The sequence below is a fragment of the Kosakonia sp. SOY2 genome, assembly GCF_027109175.1.
Lineage (GTDB): Bacteria > Pseudomonadota > Gammaproteobacteria > Enterobacterales > Enterobacteriaceae > Kosakonia.
Window position 1 is genome coordinate 404024 of sequence record NZ_JAPVXH010000001.1, and the last position, 19150, is coordinate 423173.

Genomic DNA, 19150 nt, shown 5'->3' on the forward strand with positions numbered 1-19150 from the left:
GCATGACGACATCGCTTGATTTCGCCGCGCTCTGGCCGTTCTGGCCGGAGCTGCTGGCTGGGCTCTGGACCACGGTGACCTTAACCACGCTGGCGACGGTTGGCGGTGTGACGATCGGCATCGTCGGTGCGGCGCTGCGTAGCGGTAAACCCGGCGTGATAAGTGCCATCTGGGGCGCGTACGTTGAGCTTATCCGCAACACGCCATTTGTGGTGCAGCTGTTCTTTATTGTGTTTGGTTTGCCGGGCCTCGGGCTGAAACTCACCGCCGGTGAAGCGGCGCTGATCGCCATGCTGGTTAACCTCGGTGCCTACAGCACGGAAATTATCCGCGCCGGGATCCAGGTGGCGCCGAAAGGGCAGTGGGAAGCCGCCCGCGTACTGGGGCTTAGCAAATCGCAAACCTTTTTACGGGTGATTTTGCCTCCCGCGCTGAAACGCATTTATCCGGCGCTGGTGAGTCAGTGCATTATCGTCATGCTGGGCTCGTCTGTGGTGTCGCAAGTCTCTTATGAAGAGTTGACCTTTATGGCCAACCTGATTCAGTCGCGCACGTTTTTAAGTTTTGAAGTCTATTTTGTCACCACGTTGCTGTATCTGATGCTGTCGCTGTTGATGCGCCAGCTGCTGCTGGCAATCGGACGCAAATGGCTGGGGAGCGAGAGCTGATGAGTACGTTTACCGACTGGGATATTCTGCGCAACCTGCTGCTGGCGGCGCGCTGGACGGTGCTGCTGTCGCTGATCGCCTTCGTCTGCGGCACGCTGGTAACGCTGCCGCTACTGGTGTTGCGCATTAGCCGCTGGAGCTTACCAAAACGGTTTATCAGCGCCTATGCCACGTTATTTCAGGGCACACCGCTATTGATGCAACTGTTCCTCGCTTTTTTTGGCCTTGCGCTGTTTGGTATTGATGTCAGCGCGTGGACGGCGGCGACGCTGGCGCTAACGCTGTTTACCAGCGCCTTCCTGCTTGATATCTGGTACGGCAGCATCAACGCGCTGCCAAAAGGGCAGTGGGAAGCCTGCCGCTGTCTGGGGCTGAGTTTTGGTCAAACGCTGTTTCGCGTGATTGCGCCGCAAGCCATTCGAATCGCCATTGCGCCGACGGTGGGCTTTTCCGTGCAGGTCATTAAAGGCACCGCGCTGGCGTCGATTATCGGTTTTGTCGAACTCACCAAAGCCGGCACCATGCTTAACAACGTCACCTTTGCACCATTCAAAGTGTTCGGGCTGGTGGCGTTGGGCTATTTCCTGCTGTGTTATCCGCTGTCGCGCTACAGCCGCTATCTGGAGAAGAAATTCCATGCCGCTCATCACCATTAATGAAGTGCAGAAATATTATGGCGACAACCATGTGCTGAAGGGCGTAAGCCTCGACATTGAAATGGGCGAAGTGGTGTCGATTATTGGCCGCAGCGGGTCGGGCAAAAGCACCTTACTGCGCTGCATGAACGGGCTGGAAGGCTACCAGGATGGCAGCATCAAACTGGGTGGTATGACGGTAACCGACCGGGAATCGCAGGCGCGTGAGATCAGCCGCTCAGTGGGAATGGTATTCCAGAGCTTTAATCTGTTCCCGCATATGACGGCGCTGGAAAACGTGATGCTGGCACCGCGCCGGGTGCTGAAATTGCCTGCTGACGAGTGCCGTCGCCTTGCCATTGAGATGCTGGAGAAAGTGGGGCTTGGCGAGCGTATCGACTACTATCCGGCCAATCTTTCCGGTGGTCAGCAGCAACGCGTGGCGATTGCCCGTGCGCTGGCGATGAAACCGAAAGTGCTGCTGTGTGATGAAATCACCTCGGCACTGGACCCGGAACTGGTCGGTGAGGTGCTGCGCGTGCTGGAGCAGCTTGCTCGTGAAGGGATGACGCTGATTCTGGTGACCCATGAAATGAACTTTGCCCGCGAAGTGGGTGACCGCGTCGTGTTTATGCATCAGGGAAAAGTCTGGGAGCAGGGTGACAGCAAGCACTTTTTCACGCAGCCGAAAACACCGGAACTGCAGCAGTTTATCGCTTCGGTACGCGGTCTGAATTGATCTTTCTGCTCCCGCATCCGCGCGGGAGCTTATTTACCGCCTCGCAACATTGTCCATTCACTGCTTTACTTATAATCCGTTGCCGATCATGAAGGTCTCTAATAAGAGGCGTTTTATGCCGGAAGGCCTGCGTTTCGTTTGCTACAATCGCGCCTCATTTTTTGGATGGATAGCATTTTCTTATGGTTTCCGAAACTAAAACCACAGAAGCGCCCACGCTTCGTCGAGAACTCAAAGCGCGTCATCTGACGATGATCGCCATTGGCGGTTCCATCGGTACAGGTTTGTTTGTCGCATCAGGGGCGACCATTTCTTCAGCGGGCCCCGGCGGCGCGTTGTTCTCCTATATTCTGATTGGCCTGATGGTCTATTTCCTGATGACCAGCCTCGGTGAACTGGCGGCGTTTATGCCGGTTTCCGGTTCGTTCTCCACCTATGGTCAAAAATATGTTGAAGAGGGTTTCGGCTTCGCGCTGGGCTGGAACTACTGGTACAACTGGGCGGTGACCATCGCCGTTGACCTTGTGGCGTCGCAATTAGTCATGACCTGGTGGTTCCCGGACACGCCAGGCTGGATCTGGAGCGCGCTGTTCCTCGCGGTGATTTTCCTGCTTAACTACATCTCAGTGAAAGGCTTTGGTGAAGCGGAGTATTGGTTCTCGCTGATCAAAGTCGCCACCGTCATTATCTTCATCATTGTTGGTGTGATGATGATTGTCGGTATTTTCCAGGGGGAAAAACCGGCGGGCTGGAGCAACTGGACGATTGGTGATGCGCCATTTGCCGGTGGTTTTTCCGCCATGATCGGTGTGGCAATGATTGTCGGTTTCTCTTTCCAGGGGACTGAGCTGATTGGTATCGCGGCGGGGGAATCGGAAGATCCGGAGAAGAACATCCCGCGCGCGGTGCGCCAGGTGTTCTGGCGTATTCTGCTGTTCTATGTGTTTGCGATTTTAATTATCAGCCTCATCATTCCGTACACCGATCCGAGCCTGCTGCGCAACGACGTGAAAGATATCAGCGTCAGCCCGTTCACGCTGGTGTTTGAGCATGCGGGTCTGCTCTCGGCGGCGGCGGTGATGAACGCGGTGATCCTGACGGCGGTGCTGTCGGCGGGGAACTCGGGCATGTACGCTTCCACGCGTATGCTCTACACACTGGCGTGTGACGGCAAAGCGCCGCGCATTTTCGCGAAATTATCGAAAGGCGGCGTGCCGCGTAACGCGCTGTATGCCACCACGGTGATTGCCGCGCTGTGCTTCCTGACCTCAATGTTTGGCAACCAGACCGTGTATTTATGGCTGCTGAACACCTCCGGTATGACTGGTTTTATTGCCTGGCTGGGGATTGCCATTAGCCACTACCGTTTTCGCCGTGGCTATGTCGCGCAGGGGCATTCGCTGGATAACCTGCCGTACCGTTCGGGTTTCTTCCCGCTGGGGCCGATTTTCGCCTTCGCTTTGTGCCTCATCATCACGCTTGGGCAGAACTATCAGGCTTTCCTGGCCGACAGCATTGACTGGGGCGCCGTTGCGGCGACGTATATCGGTATCCCGCTGTTCCTTATTATCTGGTTAGGCTATAAATTTTCCAAAGGAACCCGTTTCGTGCGTTATAGTGAAATGGAGTTCCCGGAACGTTTCACGAAATAAATTCACTCTTTAGCCCTCTGTATGGAGGGCTTTTTTTTTGCCCCTGCAAACATTCCCTCCCGCTTCGATAATTTACATAACTTTAATTTAACGCAATTGATAATCATTATCACTTAAATTAATGTAAGTGCCTGAATAAAAAGGGTGTCTGCCCGGGCTTACTACGCCCGAAGGCCAATAATTTCCTTGTCAGGGTCAATGTAACGCTGACGTGTTTGGCAGTGTGTGAGCACTATTCCTCGCAATTTTTTGTTTTTACCTCATGGAGTTATGGAATGTTTACCTTGAATCCCATCGTCCGGGGAGGCCTCTGCGCGTCCGCACTTTCTTTAGCGCTGCCGGTAATGGCCGTAGAGAATGGCGAAACGCTGGTGGTTACCGCGTCGGCAACGGAGCAGAACCTGAAAGACGCACCCGCCAGTATCAGCGTGATCACCCAGGACGATTTGCAGCGCAAGCCGGTGCAAAACCTGAAAGATGTGCTGAAAGAGGTGCCTGGCGTTCAGTTCACCAACGAAGGGGACAACCGTAAAGGCGTCAGCCTGCGTGGCCTCAACAGTAGCTACACGCTGATCCTGATTGACGGTAAGCGCGTCAACTCCCGTAATGCGGTTTTCCGCCATAACGATTTTGACCTTAACTGGATCCCGGTCGATGCCATTGAGCGCATTGAAGTGGTGCGCGGCCCGATGTCTTCCCTGTACGGTTCGGACGCCCTTGGTGGCGTGGTGAACATCATTACTAAAAAAATCGGCCAGCGCTGGACGGGCACGATTACTGCGGATAGCACGGTTCAGCAGCATCGCGATCGCGGCGATACCTGGAACGGTCAGTTCTACACCAGCGGCCCGCTGATAGATGGGGTGCTTGGGCTGAAAGCCTTTGGCAGCGTGGCGAAACGCGAAAAAGATGGCCAGCAGAGTTCTAAAACGGATGCCAGCGGCCAATCGCCGCGTATTGAAGGTTTCACCAGCCGTGATGGCAACGTTGAGTTTGCCTGGACGCCAACCGACGATCACGATTTTACCGCCGGATATGGCTACGACCGCCAGGACAGGAACTCTGATTCACTGGATAAAAACCGCCTTGACCGGCAAAACTACTCGCTGGCGCACAATGGCCGCTGGGGCGAAGTAAACAGTGAACTACGTTTCTACGGTGAACAGATCGATAACAAAAACCCGGGTAACAGCAGCACAATTCGTTCGGAAAGCAACACGCTCGACGGCAAAGTGGTGCTGCCACTGGGGCAATATAATCAGCTCGTTACACTGGGTGGCGAGTGGCGCCACGACAAGTTAAAAGATCCTGTTAACCTGACCGGCGGCGACAGCAGCGAAACCTCGACCAGCCAGTACGCGCTGTTTGTTGAAGATGAGTGGCGTATTTTCGAGCCGTTGGCGCTGACCACCGGTGTCCGTATGGATGACCACGACACCTATGGCGATCACTGGAGTCCGCGTGCTTACCTGGTTTACAGCGCCACCGATACGCTGACCGTGAAAGGCGGTTGGGCGACGGCATTTAAAGCACCTTCTCTGTTGCAGCTCAGCCCGGACTGGGCCACCAACTCCTGCCGGGGCGGTTGCCGCATTGTTGGCAGCCCGGAGCTAAAACCAGAGACCAGCGAAAGTTTTGAACTGGGGCTTTATTACAGCGGGGAAGAGGGCTGGCTGGAAGGCGTGCAGGGCAGCGTAACGGCGTTCCAGAACAATATCGACGACATGATCAATATTAGCCGTACGTCAAGCCTGAGCGAAGCACCGGGTTACGCTAACTTCGTCGGTTTTGAGCGTAATGCCAGCGGCGTACTGGTGCCGGTATTCCGTTACTACAACGTTGATAAAGCGCGGATTCAGGGGGTGGAAACCGAGGTGAAAATCCCGTTTGATGAAGCGTGGAAGCTGACGCTGAATTACACCTATAACGATGGACGTAACCTGAGCGGTGGCGGCAACAAACCGTTGCAGGATCTGCCGTTCCACACCGCCAACGGCACGCTGGACTGGCAAGCCACGCAGGATTGGTCATTCTATGTTTCTGCCAACTACAGCGGGGAAAAACGCGCCGTATCGCAGGGCGTAACACCGGGTGGCTACGTTATCTGGAATGCGGGCGGCGCATGGCAGGCGACAAAAAATGTCAAGCTGCGCGCGGGTGTGCTTAACCTTGGCGATAAAGATCTCAGCCGCGACGATTACAGCTACAACGAAGATGGCCGCCGCTACTTTATGGCGCTGGATTACCGCTTTTGATATGGAAAGCCCGGCAGCAGGACGCCGCCGGGACTCCCGCTATTTCAGCAGATGCTGCGCATGGAAGCGCAGATGATCTTCAATAAACGCAGCAATAAAAAAGTAACTGTGATCGTAGCCGGACTGGATGCGCAGCGTCAGCGGCCAGGATTTTTGCCGTGCCACTTCCGCAAGCCGCGCGGGCTGGAGTTGATCGGCCAGGAACTGATCATTATCCCCCTGATCGATAAGTGTTGGGATCGCGTCAGTTTCGTTGCTTTCCAGCATCAGCGTGCAGCTATCCCATTCACGCCATTGTTGCGCATCCTCGCCCAGATAAGCGCGAAACGCTTTTTGCCCCCACGGCACCTGCATCGGGTTCACTATCGGTGCAAAGGCGGAAACGCTGGTATAACGGCCGGGGTTTTTCAGTGCCATGATCAACGCGCCGTGGCCGCCCATCGAATGACCACTGATAGCGCAGCGGTCGCTGACGTTAAATTGCGACTGGATAAGCGTCGGTAATTCATCGCGCAGGTAATCATACATACGATAATGCGCCGCCCACGGCTGCTCGGTGGCGTTGAGGTAAAAACCTGCGCCTTTGCCGAGGTCATAGCTCTCTGCATCTGCGACATCGTCGCCGCGTGGGCTGGTATCCGGCATCACCAGCACAATGCCTAACTCTGCGGCTACGCGTTGCGCACCGGCTTTGGTGGTGAAGTTTTCGTCATTACAGGTGAGACCGGAGAGCCAGTACAGCACCGGCGGCGGTGTTGCGCTGTGTTGCGGCGGTAAGAAGATGCTAAAGGTCATCGTGCAGTTCAGTACGGCGGAGTCGTGGCGCCAGCGCTGTTGCCAGCCTTCAAAACAGCGGTGCTCTTCAAGCATTTCCATGCGGGGCTCCTTAGAATTTTTACAGACAAAGTAAGGTGACTTCTTGTCATCATACAGGCTATTCCCTTTGCTGCGAGTAACTTTCACTTCCGCATAAACGCAACATACTGCATCATAAACATAACTTTACGTTAACATTTGGGGGCGCTAATGGCGCAACGTGTGGCGCTTTGTGGATTTATTGTGCTGGTTGTCGCGATGGGAATCGGGCGTTTTGCCTTCACGCCGCAGGTGCCGTTGATGATCCGCGACGAGCAACTGACCCTGACCAGCGCCGGGTTGGTAGCGGCGATTAACTACCTCGGTTATCTGCTTGGTGCCTGGGACGCAATGCGCGCGCAGCGGCATATCGAAGTCCGTCTTTATCTGGGTATTGGCGGCGCGGTGGCACTCACTTTTCTCTCTTCACTTGCCGATAACGCGCTGCTTCACGGCGCGTTGCGCCTGGTGATTGGCGCAATGAGCGGCTGGGCGATGGTGCTGATTGCCGCCTGGACCAACGATCGGCTGGCACATGCCGGCAAGCCAGGACTGAGTGCCGCGGTATTCGCCGGGCCGGGTGCGGGCATTGCATTAAGCGGTCTGCTGGCGGTGGCGATCCAGGCAAAAGGCTTAAGCGCTGCATCCGCCTGGCAGGTGTATGGGGTGCTGGCGCTGCTGCTGGTGGCGTTGATTGCTCGCTATTTGCCGCGTCCTGGCGAGTGGCATCGACCGGGTGAAAAGCCGCAGCCGCTACAGTTAACCACCGATCTTAAACGGCTAGTCTGGAGCTACAGCCTGGCCGGGTTTGGCTATATCTTACCGGCGACGTTTCTGTCGCAAATGGCGGCGCTGCGCTTTCCTGGCAGCCTGTTTGCCCAGTTTGTCTGGCCGGTGTTCGGTGCCGCAGCGGTAGTGGGGATTGCGCTAAGTATTTTGCTGCGCCACGTTGGCCACAGCCATCAGCGGCTGGCGGTGGTGCTGTGGCTGCAGGGTGCGGGCGTACTGGCGGCATGGTTGCTGCCGGGGATGAGCGGGCTGGTGTGCGGTGCGTTGCTGGTGGGCGGCGGATTTCTTTGCGCCGTGCAGCTCTCACTGCTGTATGGACGCGAGCTCGCGCCCAATCACACACGTTATATGGCCGGGTTATTGACCACCGGCTATGCGATGGGGCAACTGGTTGGCCCTATGACTTCCGCGCTTTCCACCTGGCTTACGCAGCAGCTTGAACCGGCGCTAGGCGTGGCGGCAATTGCCCTGGTCATTGGCGGGCTTTTAGTCTGGAAACGCACGGCCTGAAAGGCGGCAGCGATTTCAATAATTATCGCCGCCAGGGCTGGATTATGTGCGCGACCTCACGCACAATGTTCGCTCACTTTGCGTTAACAACGCGAAGTTCGCCACACCTGCAGGAGAATAAAAAACATGTCATCACTCAGTAAAGAAGCGGCACTCGTTCACGAGGCTCTGGTTGCCCGTGGTCTGGAAACGCCGCTGCGCCCACCGGTGCAAATGGATAACGAATCCCGTAAACGCCTTATCGCCGGGCATATGACCGAGATTATGCAACTGCTGAATCTCGATCTGAATGATGACAGCCTGATGGAAACGCCGCATCGCATCGCCAAAATGTATGTTGATGAGATCTTCTCCGGCCTTGATTACGCTAACTTCCCGAAGATCACCGTCATTGAAAACAAAATGAAAGTCGATGAGATGGTGACGGTGCGCGATATCACGCTGACCAGCACCTGCGAGCACCATTTTGTCACTATCGACGGCAAAGCCACCGTTGCCTATATTCCGAAGGATTCGGTGATTGGCCTGTCGAAAATCAACCGTATCGTGCAGTTTTTTGCGCAGCGCCCGCAGGTGCAGGAGCGACTGACGCAGCAGATCCTTACCGCGCTGCAAACGCTGCTCGGCACTAACAATGTCGCGGTTTCTATTGATGCGGTGCATTATTGCGTGAAAGCGCGCGGCATCCGCGACGCGACCAGCGCGACGACGACCACTTCGCTCGGTGGCTTGTTCAAGTCGAGCCAGAATACCCGCCAGGAGTTCCTGCGCGCAGTCCGCCACACTAACTAATTCGCTGGAGCCGCCGACATGGAGAGGAATGTCACGCTGGATTTTATTCGTGGCATCGCCATTCTCGGTATTCTTTTGCTGAATATCACCGCCTTTGGTTTGCCAAAGGCGGCCTACCTTAACCCTGCCTGGTACGGCGACATCACGGCGTCGGATGCCTGGACCTGGGCGCTGCTCGATCTCTTCGCGCAGGTGAAATTCCTCTCGCTGTTTGCCATTTTGTTCGGTGCGGGTCTGCAAATGTTGCTGCCGCGCGGTAAGCGCTGGATCCAGTCGCGCCTGACGCTGCTGGTGCTGCTCGGTTTCATTCATGGTCTCTTTTTCTGGGATGGCGATATTCTGCTGGCTTATGGGCTGGTGGGGCTGATTGCCTGGCGCATGGTGCGAGATGCGCAGAACGTGAAGACGATGTTTAACACTGGTGTGGTGCTGTATCTGATTGGCATTGCGGTTTTGTTGTTGCTGGGGGGAATTTCCGGTTCGCAACCGAACCGCTCCTGGTTGCCGGATGCGGCGAATGTGCAGTACGAAACCTGGTGGCGAGTCAGCGGCAGTATCGGGGAGGCCATCAGTAATCGTGCGGATATGCTCTCTAACGCGCTTCTGGCGCTGGGGGCGCAATATGGCTGGCAACTGGCGGGCATGATGCTGACAGGCGCGGCGCTGATGCGCAGCGGCTGGCTGAAAGGGCAATTCAGCCTGCGCCATTACCGCCGGACGGGGGCGCTGCTGATTGGCTTAGGGTTACTGATCAACATCCCGGCGATTATTGCGCAGTGGCAGCTTGGCTGGTCGTATCGCTGGTGCGCTTTTCTTCTGCAGGCTCCGCGCGAACTTGGCGCGCCGTTACAGGCGGTGGGTTATGCGGCGCTGGCGTGGGGGTTCTGGCCGCAGATCTGCGGTTATAAACTGGTCAATGCTATTGCCTGCGTTGGACGCATGGCGCTCACTAACTACCTGTTGCAAACGCTAATCTGTATCACCTTATTCAATCGTTTCGGGCTGTTTATGCAGTTCGACCGCCTGCAACTGCTGGCCTTTGTGCCGGCGGTGTGGGCCGTAAATATCCTCTTCTCTCTGTTCTGGCTCAGGCGTTTTCGTCAGGGGCCAATGGAATGGCTATGGCGGCAATTGACCGCACGTGCTGCAGGGACATCATTAGCTCGCACATCCAGATAACGATCTGGATCACAATCATTAACAAAACGGATGTAACCGTTTCCATTCATGTGATGCCACTCACGTAGCAATCGCCTGCTCGCTGCCAGAATAGCCTCCTTACTTAACACAGGGGGTGGTTGTGAACTGCCGCAATCCAGAAAAGGTGGGTAAAAATGATCACCATTCGTGACGTTGCCCGGCATGCGGGCGTCTCTGTCGCGACGGTGTCCCGCGTGCTTAATAACAGCGCGCTGGTCAGCCCGGAAACGCGCGAAACGGTGATGAAAGCCGTCGCCCAGCTGGGTTATCGCCCGAATGCCAACGCTCAGGCGCTGGCGACGCAGGTTAGCGACACCATTGGCGTGGTGGTGATGGACGTCTCTGATGCCTTTTTCGGTGCGCTGGTGAAAGCGGTGGATACGGTTGCGCAGCAGCACGAAAAATATGTGTTGATTGGCAACAGTTATCACGAGGCGGAAAAAGAGCGTCACGCCATCGAAGTCCTGATTCGCCAGCGTTGTAACGCCCTGATTGTTCACTCAAAAGCGCTAAGCGATGAAGAGCTGACAGGCTTTATGGAGCAGATCCCCGGCATGGTGCTGATCAACCGGCTGGTGCCAGGCTATGCGCACCGCTGCGTCTGCCTTGATAACGTCAGCGGGGCGGTGATGGCCACGCGCATGCTGCTTAATAACGGCCATCAGCGCATCGGTTATCTGGCCTCCAGCCACCAGATTGAAGACAACGATATGCGCCGCGAAGGGTGGTTCCGCGCGCTGGAAGAGCAGGGGATTAACGCCCCGGATAGCTGGGTTGGCACCGGTTCGCCGGATATGCAGGGCGGTGAAGCGGCGATGGTTGAGCTGCTGGGGCGCAACCTGCAACTTACCGCGGTCTTTGCCTATAACGACAGCATGGCGGCGGGGGCGCTGACGGCGCTGAAAGACAACGGCATTGCGGTGCCACAGCATTTATCACTGATTGGTTTCGATGATATTCCCATTGCGCGTTACACCGACCCGCAACTGACCACGGTGCGTTACCCGGTCGCTTCAATGGCGCGACTGGCGACCGAGCTGGCGTTGCAGGGGGCCGCAGGTAAGCTCGATCCAGAGGCTGCGCACTGCTTTATGCCGACGCTGGTACGCCGCCATTCCGTGACCGCACGACAAACTGTGGCACCGATCACTAACTTATAAACTTCGATGATGTAACCGTTTTCAATCTGTGAGTAAATTCACAGTATCTTAACAAGGCGCTGACTATGATGTCAGCGTTTTAGAAGCTGAAACACGATGTAACGGTGATTAATCACTTTCACTACAAGTGAGCGCTTTGAAACATCGAAGAAAGCGAACTTCTGGAGCGTTACCCGGACACGGACGAATGGAATTTTAGAGTGAACTTCGGTCGGCAGTAACGTCTTCGTAACAACTGACCCGCCGAGCATTATTCACAAGAACTACCCTGCATATAAAAAAACCGGAGATACCATGAATAAGAAGGTGTTGACTCTGTCTGCTGTTATGGCAAGCATGCTTTTTGGCGCAGCCGCACACGCAGCGGATACCCGCATTGGTGTGACCATCTATAAATATGACGACAACTTTATGTCGGTTGTCCGTAAGGCTATTGAGAAAGACGCCAAAGCAGCGCCAGATGTTCAGCTGCTGATGAACGACTCGCAGAATGACCAATCCAAACAGAACGACCAGATCGACGTGCTGCTGGCGAAAGGCGTAAAAGCACTGGCGATCAACCTGGTTGACCCGGCAGCGGCAGGTACGGTGATTGAGAAAGCACGTGGTCAAAACGTTCCGGTTGTTTTCTTCAACAAAGAACCTTCCCGCAAAGCGCTGGATAGCTACGATAAAGCCTATTACGTGGGTACCGATTCCAAAGAATCCGGCGTGATTCAGGGCGACCTGATTGCTAAACACTGGGCGGCGAACCAGGGCTGGGATCTGAACAAAGACGGCCAGATCCAGTACGTGTTGCTGAAAGGCGAGCCGGGTCATCCGGATGCTGAAGCACGTACCACTTACGTTATCAAAGAGCTGAATGATAAGGGCATCAAAACTCAGCAGCTGGCTCTGGATACCGCAATGTGGGATACCGCTCAGGCGAAAGACAAAATGGACGCCTGGCTCTCTGGCCCGAACGCTAACAAAATTGAAGTGGTTATCGCGAACAACGACGCGATGGCAATGGGCGCGGTTGAAGCCCTGAAAGCACACAACAAATCGTCTATCCCGGTCTTCGGTGTCGATGCGCTGCCAGAAGCGCTGGCGCTGGTGAAATCCGGTGCAATGGCCGGTACCGTGCTGAACGATGCTAACAACCAGGCGAAAGCGAGCTTCGAGCTGGCGAAAAACCTGGCCGAAGGCAAAGGCGCGGCAGATGGCACTAACTGGAAAATCGAAAATAAAGTCGTTCGTATTCCTTACGTTGGTGTTGATAAAGACAACCTGGCTGAAATCGCCGGTAAATAATATTAAGAAAGCATGTTCTCATTGGGCGCAACGACTGTTGCGCCCTTATAACACGATATGCCAGGCCAACAAGGTATAATTATGGTCAGCAATAATACTCAGTCGTCAGGTGAATTCTTGTTGGAAATGAGCAATATCAACAAGTCTTTTCCAGGCGTAAAGGCACTCGATAATGTCAATTTGAAAGTCCGTCCGCACTCTATCCATGCATTAATGGGCGAGAACGGTGCGGGGAAATCAACATTATTAAAATGTCTTTTTGGGATCTATCAAAAAGATTCCGGTAGCATTCTTTTTCAGGGGAAAGAGATCGACTTCCATTCCGCGAAAGAAGCGCTGGAAAATGGTATTTCGATGGTTCACCAGGAACTCAACCTGGTGTTGCAACGTTCCGTGATGGACAATATGTGGCTGGGTCGTTATCCAACCAAAGGCATGTTTGTCGATCAGGATAAAATGTTCCACGATACCAAAGCCATTTTTGATGAGCTGGATATTGATATCGACCCTAAAGCACGCGTGGGAACATTATCTGTATCGCAAATGCAGATGATTGAAATTGCCAAAGCGTTCTCTTATGACGCCAAAATTGTCATTATGGATGAGCCGACTTCTTCGCTGACGGAAAAAGAAGTCAATCATCTGTTTAAAATTATCCGTAAATTGAAAGATCGTGGCTGTGGAATTGTTTATATTTCCCATAAAATGGAAGAGATATTCCAGCTGTGCGATGAAATTACGATTCTGCGTGACGGTCAGTGGATTGCCACCCAGCCGCTGGAAGGGCTGGATATGGACAAGATCATCGCCATGATGGTTGGTCGTTCGCTGAACCAGCGCTTCCCGGACAAGCACAACGTGCCGGGCGAAACCATTCTTGAAGTGCGTAATCTCACCTCGTTGCGCCAGCCCTCTATTCGCGATATCTCCTTTGATTTGCGCAAAGGCGAAATACTCGGTATCGCAGGTCTGGTCGGGGCGAAACGTACAGATATCGTTGAAACGTTATTTGGTATTCGTGAAAAATCCTCTGGCACCATTAAATTGCATGGCAAAGTGATTAATAACCACAACGCCAATGAAGCGATTAATAATGGTTTTGCCCTGGTGACCGAAGAACGTCGTTCCACCGGTATTTACGCCTATCTTGATATCGGATTTAACTCACTTATTTCCAATATCCAAAATTACAAAAACAAAGTGGGCTTGTTGGATAATAGCCGCATGAAGAGTGATACCCAGTGGGTCATCGACTCGATGCGTGTAAAAACACCAGGCCACCGTACACAAATTGGTTCTCTTTCCGGTGGTAACCAACAAAAGGTTATTATTGGTCGTTGGTTATTAACTCAGCCAGAAATTTTAATGCTCGATGAGCCGACCCGTGGTATTGACGTTGGTGCGAAATTTGAAATTTACCAATTGATTGCCGAACTGGCGAAAAAGAATAAGGGGATTATTATTATTTCCTCTGAAATGCCTGAGTTGTTAGGCATCACTGACCGTATTCTGGTAATGAGCAATGGCCTCGTTTCCGGAATTGTTGATACTAAAACGACAACGCAAAACGAAATTCTCCGTCTTGCGTCTTTGCACCTTTAAGATCAGGGGCTCCTCATGAGTGCGTTAAATAAGAAAACTTTTCTCACTTATCTGAAAGACGGCGGTATTTACGTTGTTCTTTTAGTGTTACTGGCCATTATCATTTTTCAGGATCCCACTTTCTTAAGTCTGCTGAACTTAAGTAACATTCTGACCCAATCCTCCGTGCGTATTATTATCGCGCTGGGCGTAGCGGGGCTGATTGTGACCCAGGGTACCGACCTTTCCGCCGGGCGCCAGGTTGGCCTCGCGGCGGTGGTTGCCGCCACGCTGCTGCAATCAATGGAAAACGCCAACAAAGTATTCCCGGATATGGCTACCATGCCGATTCCGGTGGTGATCCTGATTGTCTGCGCCATCGGCGCGGTTATCGGCCTGGTGAACGGCCTTGTCATCGCTTACCTGAACGTGACTCCGTTTATCACCACGCTGGGTACGATGATCATCGTTTACGGTATCAACTCCCTGTACTACGACTTTGTTGGTGCATCGCCGATTTCCGGCTTTGACAGCGGCTTCTCGACCTTTACGCAGGGCTTTATTGCGCTGGGCAGTTTCCGTTTGTCCTATATCACTTTCTACGCCTTGATTGCGGTGGCGTTCGTCTGGGTGCTGTGGAATAAAACTCGCTTTGGCAAAAACATTTTTGCTATCGGCGGTAACCCGGAAGCGGCGAAAGTCTCCGGCGTTAACGTAGCGCTGAACCTGCTGATGATTTACGCGCTATCCGGTGTGTTCTATGCCTTCGGCGGGATGCTGGAAGCGGGCCGTATCGGTTCTGCGACCAACAACCTCGGCTTTATGTATGAACTGGATGCCATCGCAGCTTGCGTAGTGGGCGGGGTTTCCTTCAGCGGCGGTGTGGGTACGGTTCTGGGTGTGGTGACCGGTGTGATTATCTTCACCGTCATCAACTACGGCCTGACCTATATCGGTATTAACCCGTACTGGCAGTACATCATCAAGGGCGGCATCATTATCTTCGCCGTGGCGCTGGACTCGCTGAAATACGCACGTAAAAAATAATCCCATCGTCTGTACCAGGCCCGCTCAACGAGCGGGCTTTTTTTTGCCTGTTTGCCGCCTTCTGCCATGGAGTAAGCCCACGCCTTTCCCCCAAAAAAGTTCTCTCGCAGTGAGTTGTTAAATTTTTTGCTTCGGTGCTACGCTCAATAAAGTTGCAATATTAATAAGGAGATTAAGGATGAACAGTGAGGGCGCGTTTCCTGCACTTCCCGTGATTGGCTGGCAGGTAGGGGTGGTTGAAGATTTAGATGGTGTGGTCGTGAAGTTTGGTTGCAGCACAGGGCCTTGCGGCGCGGGAGCAACGACGTTTGATTCGCCCTTTTTTAATTTAACGCCTGATATGGTGAGAAGCCTGATCTACGACCTTCAGCGTAGCCTGCAACAGCATGAGAGCAAAGTGGCCTGACGCTTCGCTTGCACGTCGGGTACATCCCATGTGCCCGATATTTAAGTCAATTCTGAATGCCTGTATGCCCATAGCTACTTACGCTTGAAAGAATGAATCTGTGAATGATGTTGTATCCGCAGCTCAGGGGCGCTTATGAATTTTGTTTATTTTACTGTTGATAATTTACCGCATGAAAAAAACTCACCCGTTAACTTCTCTTTGAAAAATGTCGAACTGTTGCGCGATGGCGACGTGATTGCCTCACTTGGCGATATCAAAATCACCGCATTGCCGTTTTTTTATTTTTGCCCGGTGCCGACCGGCTTTCGCAAAATCGAGTTCAGAATGAAGAACAGCCCGCCCGCGCGCATCGTGTGTAGCGCAGGGTACTTAAAAAGCGGGGAATACCTGGTTAACACGCCGGACGGGGAGAAAGCTTTGTCCTTCAACGCGTTAAATGGCCACTGGACGCTCGATAAAGCCAGCCGTGCGGTTATCGATCATCGCCATTTTGTTGAGCGTGGTTTTACGCTTGTCCGTCCAGTAAAAACCAACAGCCGCAACGCATCCATTAACTGATGCTTCAGTTTTTTCCTTTCTTTTGCATATCGATAAGCTGCTCGGCGGTGACGGCCGGGTAGCCTTGCGCGTCGTCCGGCACTTCCTGCATTGACGGAATGGGCACCAGCGGGCCGAGGAAGCGCGGCTCCCGCTTGAACATGTAAAGATCGGCAATTGTGCCCAACCGCGCACCAAACTCGCGTACGCGTACGCTCCACATATCTTTCGGTGACGGCACGGCGTAACACTGCGCCTGGATGCCCATATGCCGGGCGATAAATAACGCGCGTTCGCAGTGGAAACGCTGGGTAATGATGATGAAATCGTTCGTGTCGAAGACTTTGCGGGTGCGCACAATCGAATCCAGCGTGCGGAAACCGGCATAATCAAGCACGATGTCGGCAGGATCGACACCGGCGGCAATCAAATCCTTACGCATGGTCATCGGTTCGTTGTAACTTTGCAGCGCGTTATCGCCGCTCAGCAACAGGTAGTTAACCTTGCCGCTGTTATATGCATTAAGCGCGCCCTGAATCCGGTAGCGGTAATATTGATTGATAACGCCGGTGCGGTAGTACTTCGCGGTGCCGAGGACAACGCCGACCTGGCGCCAGGGGAGATCCTGCAGGTCGTCGTAAATATAGGGGGCGGTTTTCCAGCTCATCCAGCGGTCTAAGCCAAGCGCAGTTAACAGCAGTAAGCCGATAAGGACTAACAAGCTGTAAGTAAAACGCTTTAACATGCAGCAGACTCGAACAGGATTAGAATGTCCCTCAGGCTACTTTACCCGTACGGCAAGCGCAAGAAACGGTAGTTCAATTGCGGGGTTTTTCATCACTGCGGGCGCGAACCCGCAGCGAGGATCATTTACTCAGCAAAACGCGTTCAACCTTCTCACATCCCAGCGCGCGCAGCGTGGCGGCGGTGGCATCCCATTGGGTGAGCGGCGCATCGGCGCGTTCCGCCAGTACGGCGCGTTGAATATCCGCGTAATCAAAACCGCTGAGGCTAAGCAGATTCAGCGCGCCCTGCAATGGCGGCAGCGTTGGGTTGAAGGCGGCGTTTTCCGCGTAGCTACCGCTGAAGATGCGCCCGTCGCGACAAAGAATTGCCACGCCTGACGGCGAAGTCGTGTAGGGCGAGTGGCTTTTATTGGCCGCGTGAATAGCCGCCTGCGCGACGTCATCCCCGCGCAGTGAAAAACCGTGATCCTGTTGATCCATTAACAACGTTTTGATGTCGAGATCTTTTGGACCAAACGCGTCCGGCAGGTAATCGCCCAGCGTATGCGGCGCGCGACCCGGCAGGTTAATGCGCAGATTCAGACCGCTGTTCAGTTCATTCATAAACTGGCGGCAGTGGCCGCACGGCGTGTAGTTGACGGTGATGGAAGAGAGCGCTTTTTCACCGCGCAGCCAGGCGTGGCTGATAGCGCTCTGCTCGGCATGCACGGTTTGCTGCATTGTCGCGCCAGAAAACTCCATATTGGCACCGAAGTACCATGTTCCGCTGACGCCACGCGCAATCGCGCCCACGTTAAAGTGGGAAAGGTCGGTGCGGGCGCAGGCGGCGGCGAGCGGCAGCAACGCAAACGCCAGCGCGTCCTCGTCCAGCCCCGTCGCGCTTTGCAATGTTGCCACCTGCTCTGCGCTCAGCATGGCGGGGAAGTGCTCATCCGCCAGCAGAGGAGCCAGTGCGGTCTGTAAATTCTCCGCAAGCCCGGAAAAAGCAGTGTGAAAACGTGAATGCATAGCGGTGCCTCATAGCAGTGTATTGGAATCGTAGTTTACGGGGCTGCCCGGTCTCTATGTGTGATTCACTTCACACTGTATGTGCAACTTATGAAACTCAAACGAAAAATGCGCGACGTATCGCAAATTTTAGCCCAGCAGCGCGAGGATAACCGGGAACAGAAACGGGGCGACCAGCGAAGTGATAATCCCGCAAATCACCAGCGCCAGCGAACTGAACGCCCCTTCCTGATAATCCAGCTCGGCGCAGCGCGCGGTGCCCAGCGCATGTGAGGCGGTGCCCATTGCCAGCCCGCGTGCCGATTTCGTGGTGATACGCATCAGGTTCAGCAAGGTATGGCCGAACACCGCGCCCAATACGCCAACAAAGATCACGCAGACCGCACTGATTGCCGGGATACCGCCAATGCTGCCGCCAACCGCCATCGCGATCGGTGTGGTGACGGATTTGGGTAATATCGACGCCGCAATTTCTGGTGTCGCGCCCATCAGCAGCGCCACAGCGGTACCGGAAAACATCGCCACCATGCTGCCGATAAAGCAGATAGTAATGATCGATTTCCAGCGGGCGCGAATCTGATGTAACTGCTCATAGAGCGGAAACGCCAGCGCAACAACGGCGGGTTGCAGCAGATCGTTAAGAATTTTACTGCCCTGGAAATAGTGGTCATACGGAATGCCCGTCACCAGCAGGATCGGGATAATCACCACCATCGCCACCAGCAGCGGGTTGAGCAGCGGTAGCTTGAAACGCGTGGCGAGTTTACGCGCGGCGAAAAACACCGCCAGTGTCAGCGGTAACGACCACCAGATATACGCCATCATTCTTTCTGCCCTTTTTGTCCTGCCACTTTACGCTCGCCGTGCACCAGATGGGTGCTCCAGCTCACCACCAAAAAGACGATAATTGTGCTCACCGCACAGGAAACAACAATCGGGCCGAACTGCGCGCGCAACAGGTCGTAATATTGCATTACGCCAACGCCGATGGGCACGAACAGCAGCGCCATGTAACGGATCAAAATAAAGCAGCCGGGATTTACCCATTTGGCGGGCAGAATTTGCAGCGCCAGCAGCACGAACATAATCAGCATGCCGATAATGCTGCCCGGAATAGCAATAGGCAGCAGCGATGAAACAAAAATGCCTGCGTAGAGACAAGCGTAAATAAGCACAAACGCACGAAGGTACTGCCAGATAATATTCAGTGAGTTACTCATGGTGAAAGCCCTTGTCGAAACGCATTCATCATACAATTAAAGCGAAAAACGTGC

19 protein-coding genes are annotated in these 19150 nt (G+C 54.1%); 14 read left to right on the forward strand and 5 right to left on the reverse strand.

Annotation, left to right across the window (positions count from 1 at the left end):
* Positions 1-2: 2 nt before the first annotated feature.
* The 5 genes from O3S68_RS01855 to cirA all read left to right on the forward strand — a co-directional run bounded on the left by O3S68_RS01855 (position 3) and on the right by cirA (position 5949).
* On the forward strand, positions 3-668 hold the full coding sequence (locus O3S68_RS01855; protein WP_020454393.1) for an amino acid ABC transporter permease: 666 nt from the start codon (positions 3-5) through the stop codon (positions 666-668).
* Positions 668-1324, forward strand: coding sequence for an amino acid ABC transporter permease (locus O3S68_RS01860; RefSeq protein ID WP_269230680.1), 657 nt, complete (start codon positions 668-670; stop codon positions 1322-1324). The genes O3S68_RS01855 and O3S68_RS01860 overlap by 1 nt, the downstream gene beginning before the upstream one ends.
* The gene (locus O3S68_RS01865) at positions 1305-2042 is read left to right on the forward strand and encodes an amino acid ABC transporter ATP-binding protein (RefSeq protein WP_065370505.1); all 738 of its coding nucleotides are present in this window, start codon (positions 1305-1307) and stop codon (positions 2040-2042) included. Before O3S68_RS01860 ends, O3S68_RS01865 begins: the two co-directional genes overlap by 20 nt.
* 182 nt (positions 2043-2224) lie before the next feature.
* Positions 2225-3694, forward strand: coding sequence for an amino acid permease (locus O3S68_RS01870; RefSeq protein WP_020454390.1), 1470 nt, complete (start codon positions 2225-2227; stop codon positions 3692-3694).
* Between the two features lie 275 nt (positions 3695-3969).
* A complete protein-coding gene (cirA, locus tag O3S68_RS01875; RefSeq protein ID WP_269230681.1) occupies positions 3970-5949 on the forward strand; it encodes a catecholate siderophore receptor CirA in 1980 nt (659 codons plus the stop codon).
* 39 nt (positions 5950-5988) lie between these two features.
* Here the strand turns inward: cirA and fghA are convergent, their stop codons facing one another.
* Entirely contained in the window at positions 5989-6825 is an 837-nt protein-coding gene (fghA, locus tag O3S68_RS01880; protein WP_269230682.1) for an S-formylglutathione hydrolase, read from the reverse strand.
* A gap of 150 nt (positions 6826-6975) precedes the next feature.
* Here fghA and O3S68_RS01885 point away from each other — a divergent pair, with 150 nt between their 5' ends.
* The 9 genes from O3S68_RS01885 (at position 6976) to O3S68_RS01925 (ending at position 16143) form a co-directional block, all read left to right on the forward strand.
* Positions 6976-8103 carry a YbfB/YjiJ family MFS transporter gene (locus tag O3S68_RS01885; RefSeq protein ID WP_045514143.1) on the forward strand — a complete coding sequence of 376 codons (1128 nt, stop codon included), beginning with the start codon at positions 6976-6978 and terminating at the stop codon, positions 8101-8103.
* A gap of 126 nt (positions 8104-8229) precedes the next feature.
* Complete coding sequence (folE, locus tag O3S68_RS01890) at positions 8230-8895, forward strand: GTP cyclohydrolase I FolE (RefSeq protein WP_017459784.1); 666 nt, start codon at positions 8230-8232, stop codon at positions 8893-8895.
* Positions 8896-8913: 18 nt separating this feature from the next.
* On the forward strand, positions 8914-10074 hold the full coding sequence (gene yeiB, locus O3S68_RS01895; RefSeq protein ID WP_020454386.1) for a DUF418 domain-containing protein YeiB: 1161 nt from the start codon (positions 8914-8916) through the stop codon (positions 10072-10074).
* Positions 10075-10229: 155 nt separating this feature from the next.
* Positions 10230-11255, forward strand: coding sequence for an HTH-type transcriptional regulator GalS (gene galS / locus O3S68_RS01900; RefSeq protein ID WP_020454385.1), 1026 nt, complete (start codon positions 10230-10232; stop codon positions 11253-11255).
* 294 nt (positions 11256-11549) lie between these two features.
* Positions 11550-12548 (forward strand): galactose/glucose ABC transporter substrate-binding protein MglB, encoded by a 999-nt coding sequence (mglB, locus tag O3S68_RS01905; protein WP_020454384.1) that lies wholly within the window; start codon positions 11550-11552, stop codon positions 12546-12548.
* An 81-nt stretch (positions 12549-12629) separates the two neighbouring features.
* A complete protein-coding gene (gene mglA, locus O3S68_RS01910; protein ID WP_020454383.1) occupies positions 12630-14150 on the forward strand; it encodes a galactose/methyl galactoside ABC transporter ATP-binding protein MglA in 1521 nt (506 codons plus the stop codon).
* 15 nt (positions 14151-14165) lie between these two features.
* Positions 14166-15176, forward strand: a complete 1011-nt coding sequence (mglC, locus tag O3S68_RS01915) for a galactose/methyl galactoside ABC transporter permease MglC (RefSeq protein WP_020454382.1) — start codon at positions 14166-14168, stop codon at positions 15174-15176.
* A 178-nt stretch (positions 15177-15354) separates the two neighbouring features.
* Entirely contained in the window at positions 15355-15582 is a 228-nt protein-coding gene (locus O3S68_RS01920) for a hypothetical protein (RefSeq protein WP_020454381.1), read from the forward strand.
* 135 nt (positions 15583-15717) lie between these two features.
* A complete protein-coding gene (locus O3S68_RS01925; protein WP_269230683.1) occupies positions 15718-16143 on the forward strand; it encodes a hypothetical protein in 426 nt (141 codons plus the stop codon).
* 4 nt (positions 16144-16147) lie between these two features.
* Here the strand turns inward: O3S68_RS01925 and sanA are convergent, their stop codons facing one another.
* The 4 genes from sanA to O3S68_RS01945 all read right to left on the reverse strand — a co-directional run bounded on the left by sanA (position 16148) and on the right by O3S68_RS01945 (position 19096).
* Complete coding sequence (gene sanA / locus O3S68_RS01930; protein WP_020454379.1) at positions 16148-16867, reverse strand: outer membrane permeability protein SanA; 720 nt, start codon at positions 16865-16867, stop codon at positions 16148-16150.
* Between the two features lie 121 nt (positions 16868-16988).
* Positions 16989-17876 (reverse strand): cytidine deaminase, encoded by an 888-nt coding sequence (gene cdd, locus O3S68_RS01935; protein ID WP_020454378.1) that lies wholly within the window; start codon positions 17874-17876, stop codon positions 16989-16991.
* Positions 17877-18005: 129 nt separating this feature from the next.
* Positions 18006-18701: a CidB/LrgB family autolysis modulator gene (locus O3S68_RS01940; RefSeq protein ID WP_020454377.1), complete on the reverse strand. Its 696-nt coding sequence runs from the start codon at positions 18699-18701 to the stop codon at positions 18006-18008.
* Positions 18698-19096: a CidA/LrgA family protein gene (locus tag O3S68_RS01945; RefSeq protein WP_045510813.1), complete on the reverse strand. Its 399-nt coding sequence runs from the start codon at positions 19094-19096 to the stop codon at positions 18698-18700. The genes O3S68_RS01940 and O3S68_RS01945 overlap by 4 nt, the downstream gene beginning before the upstream one ends.
* Positions 19097-19150: the final 54 nt, after the last annotated feature.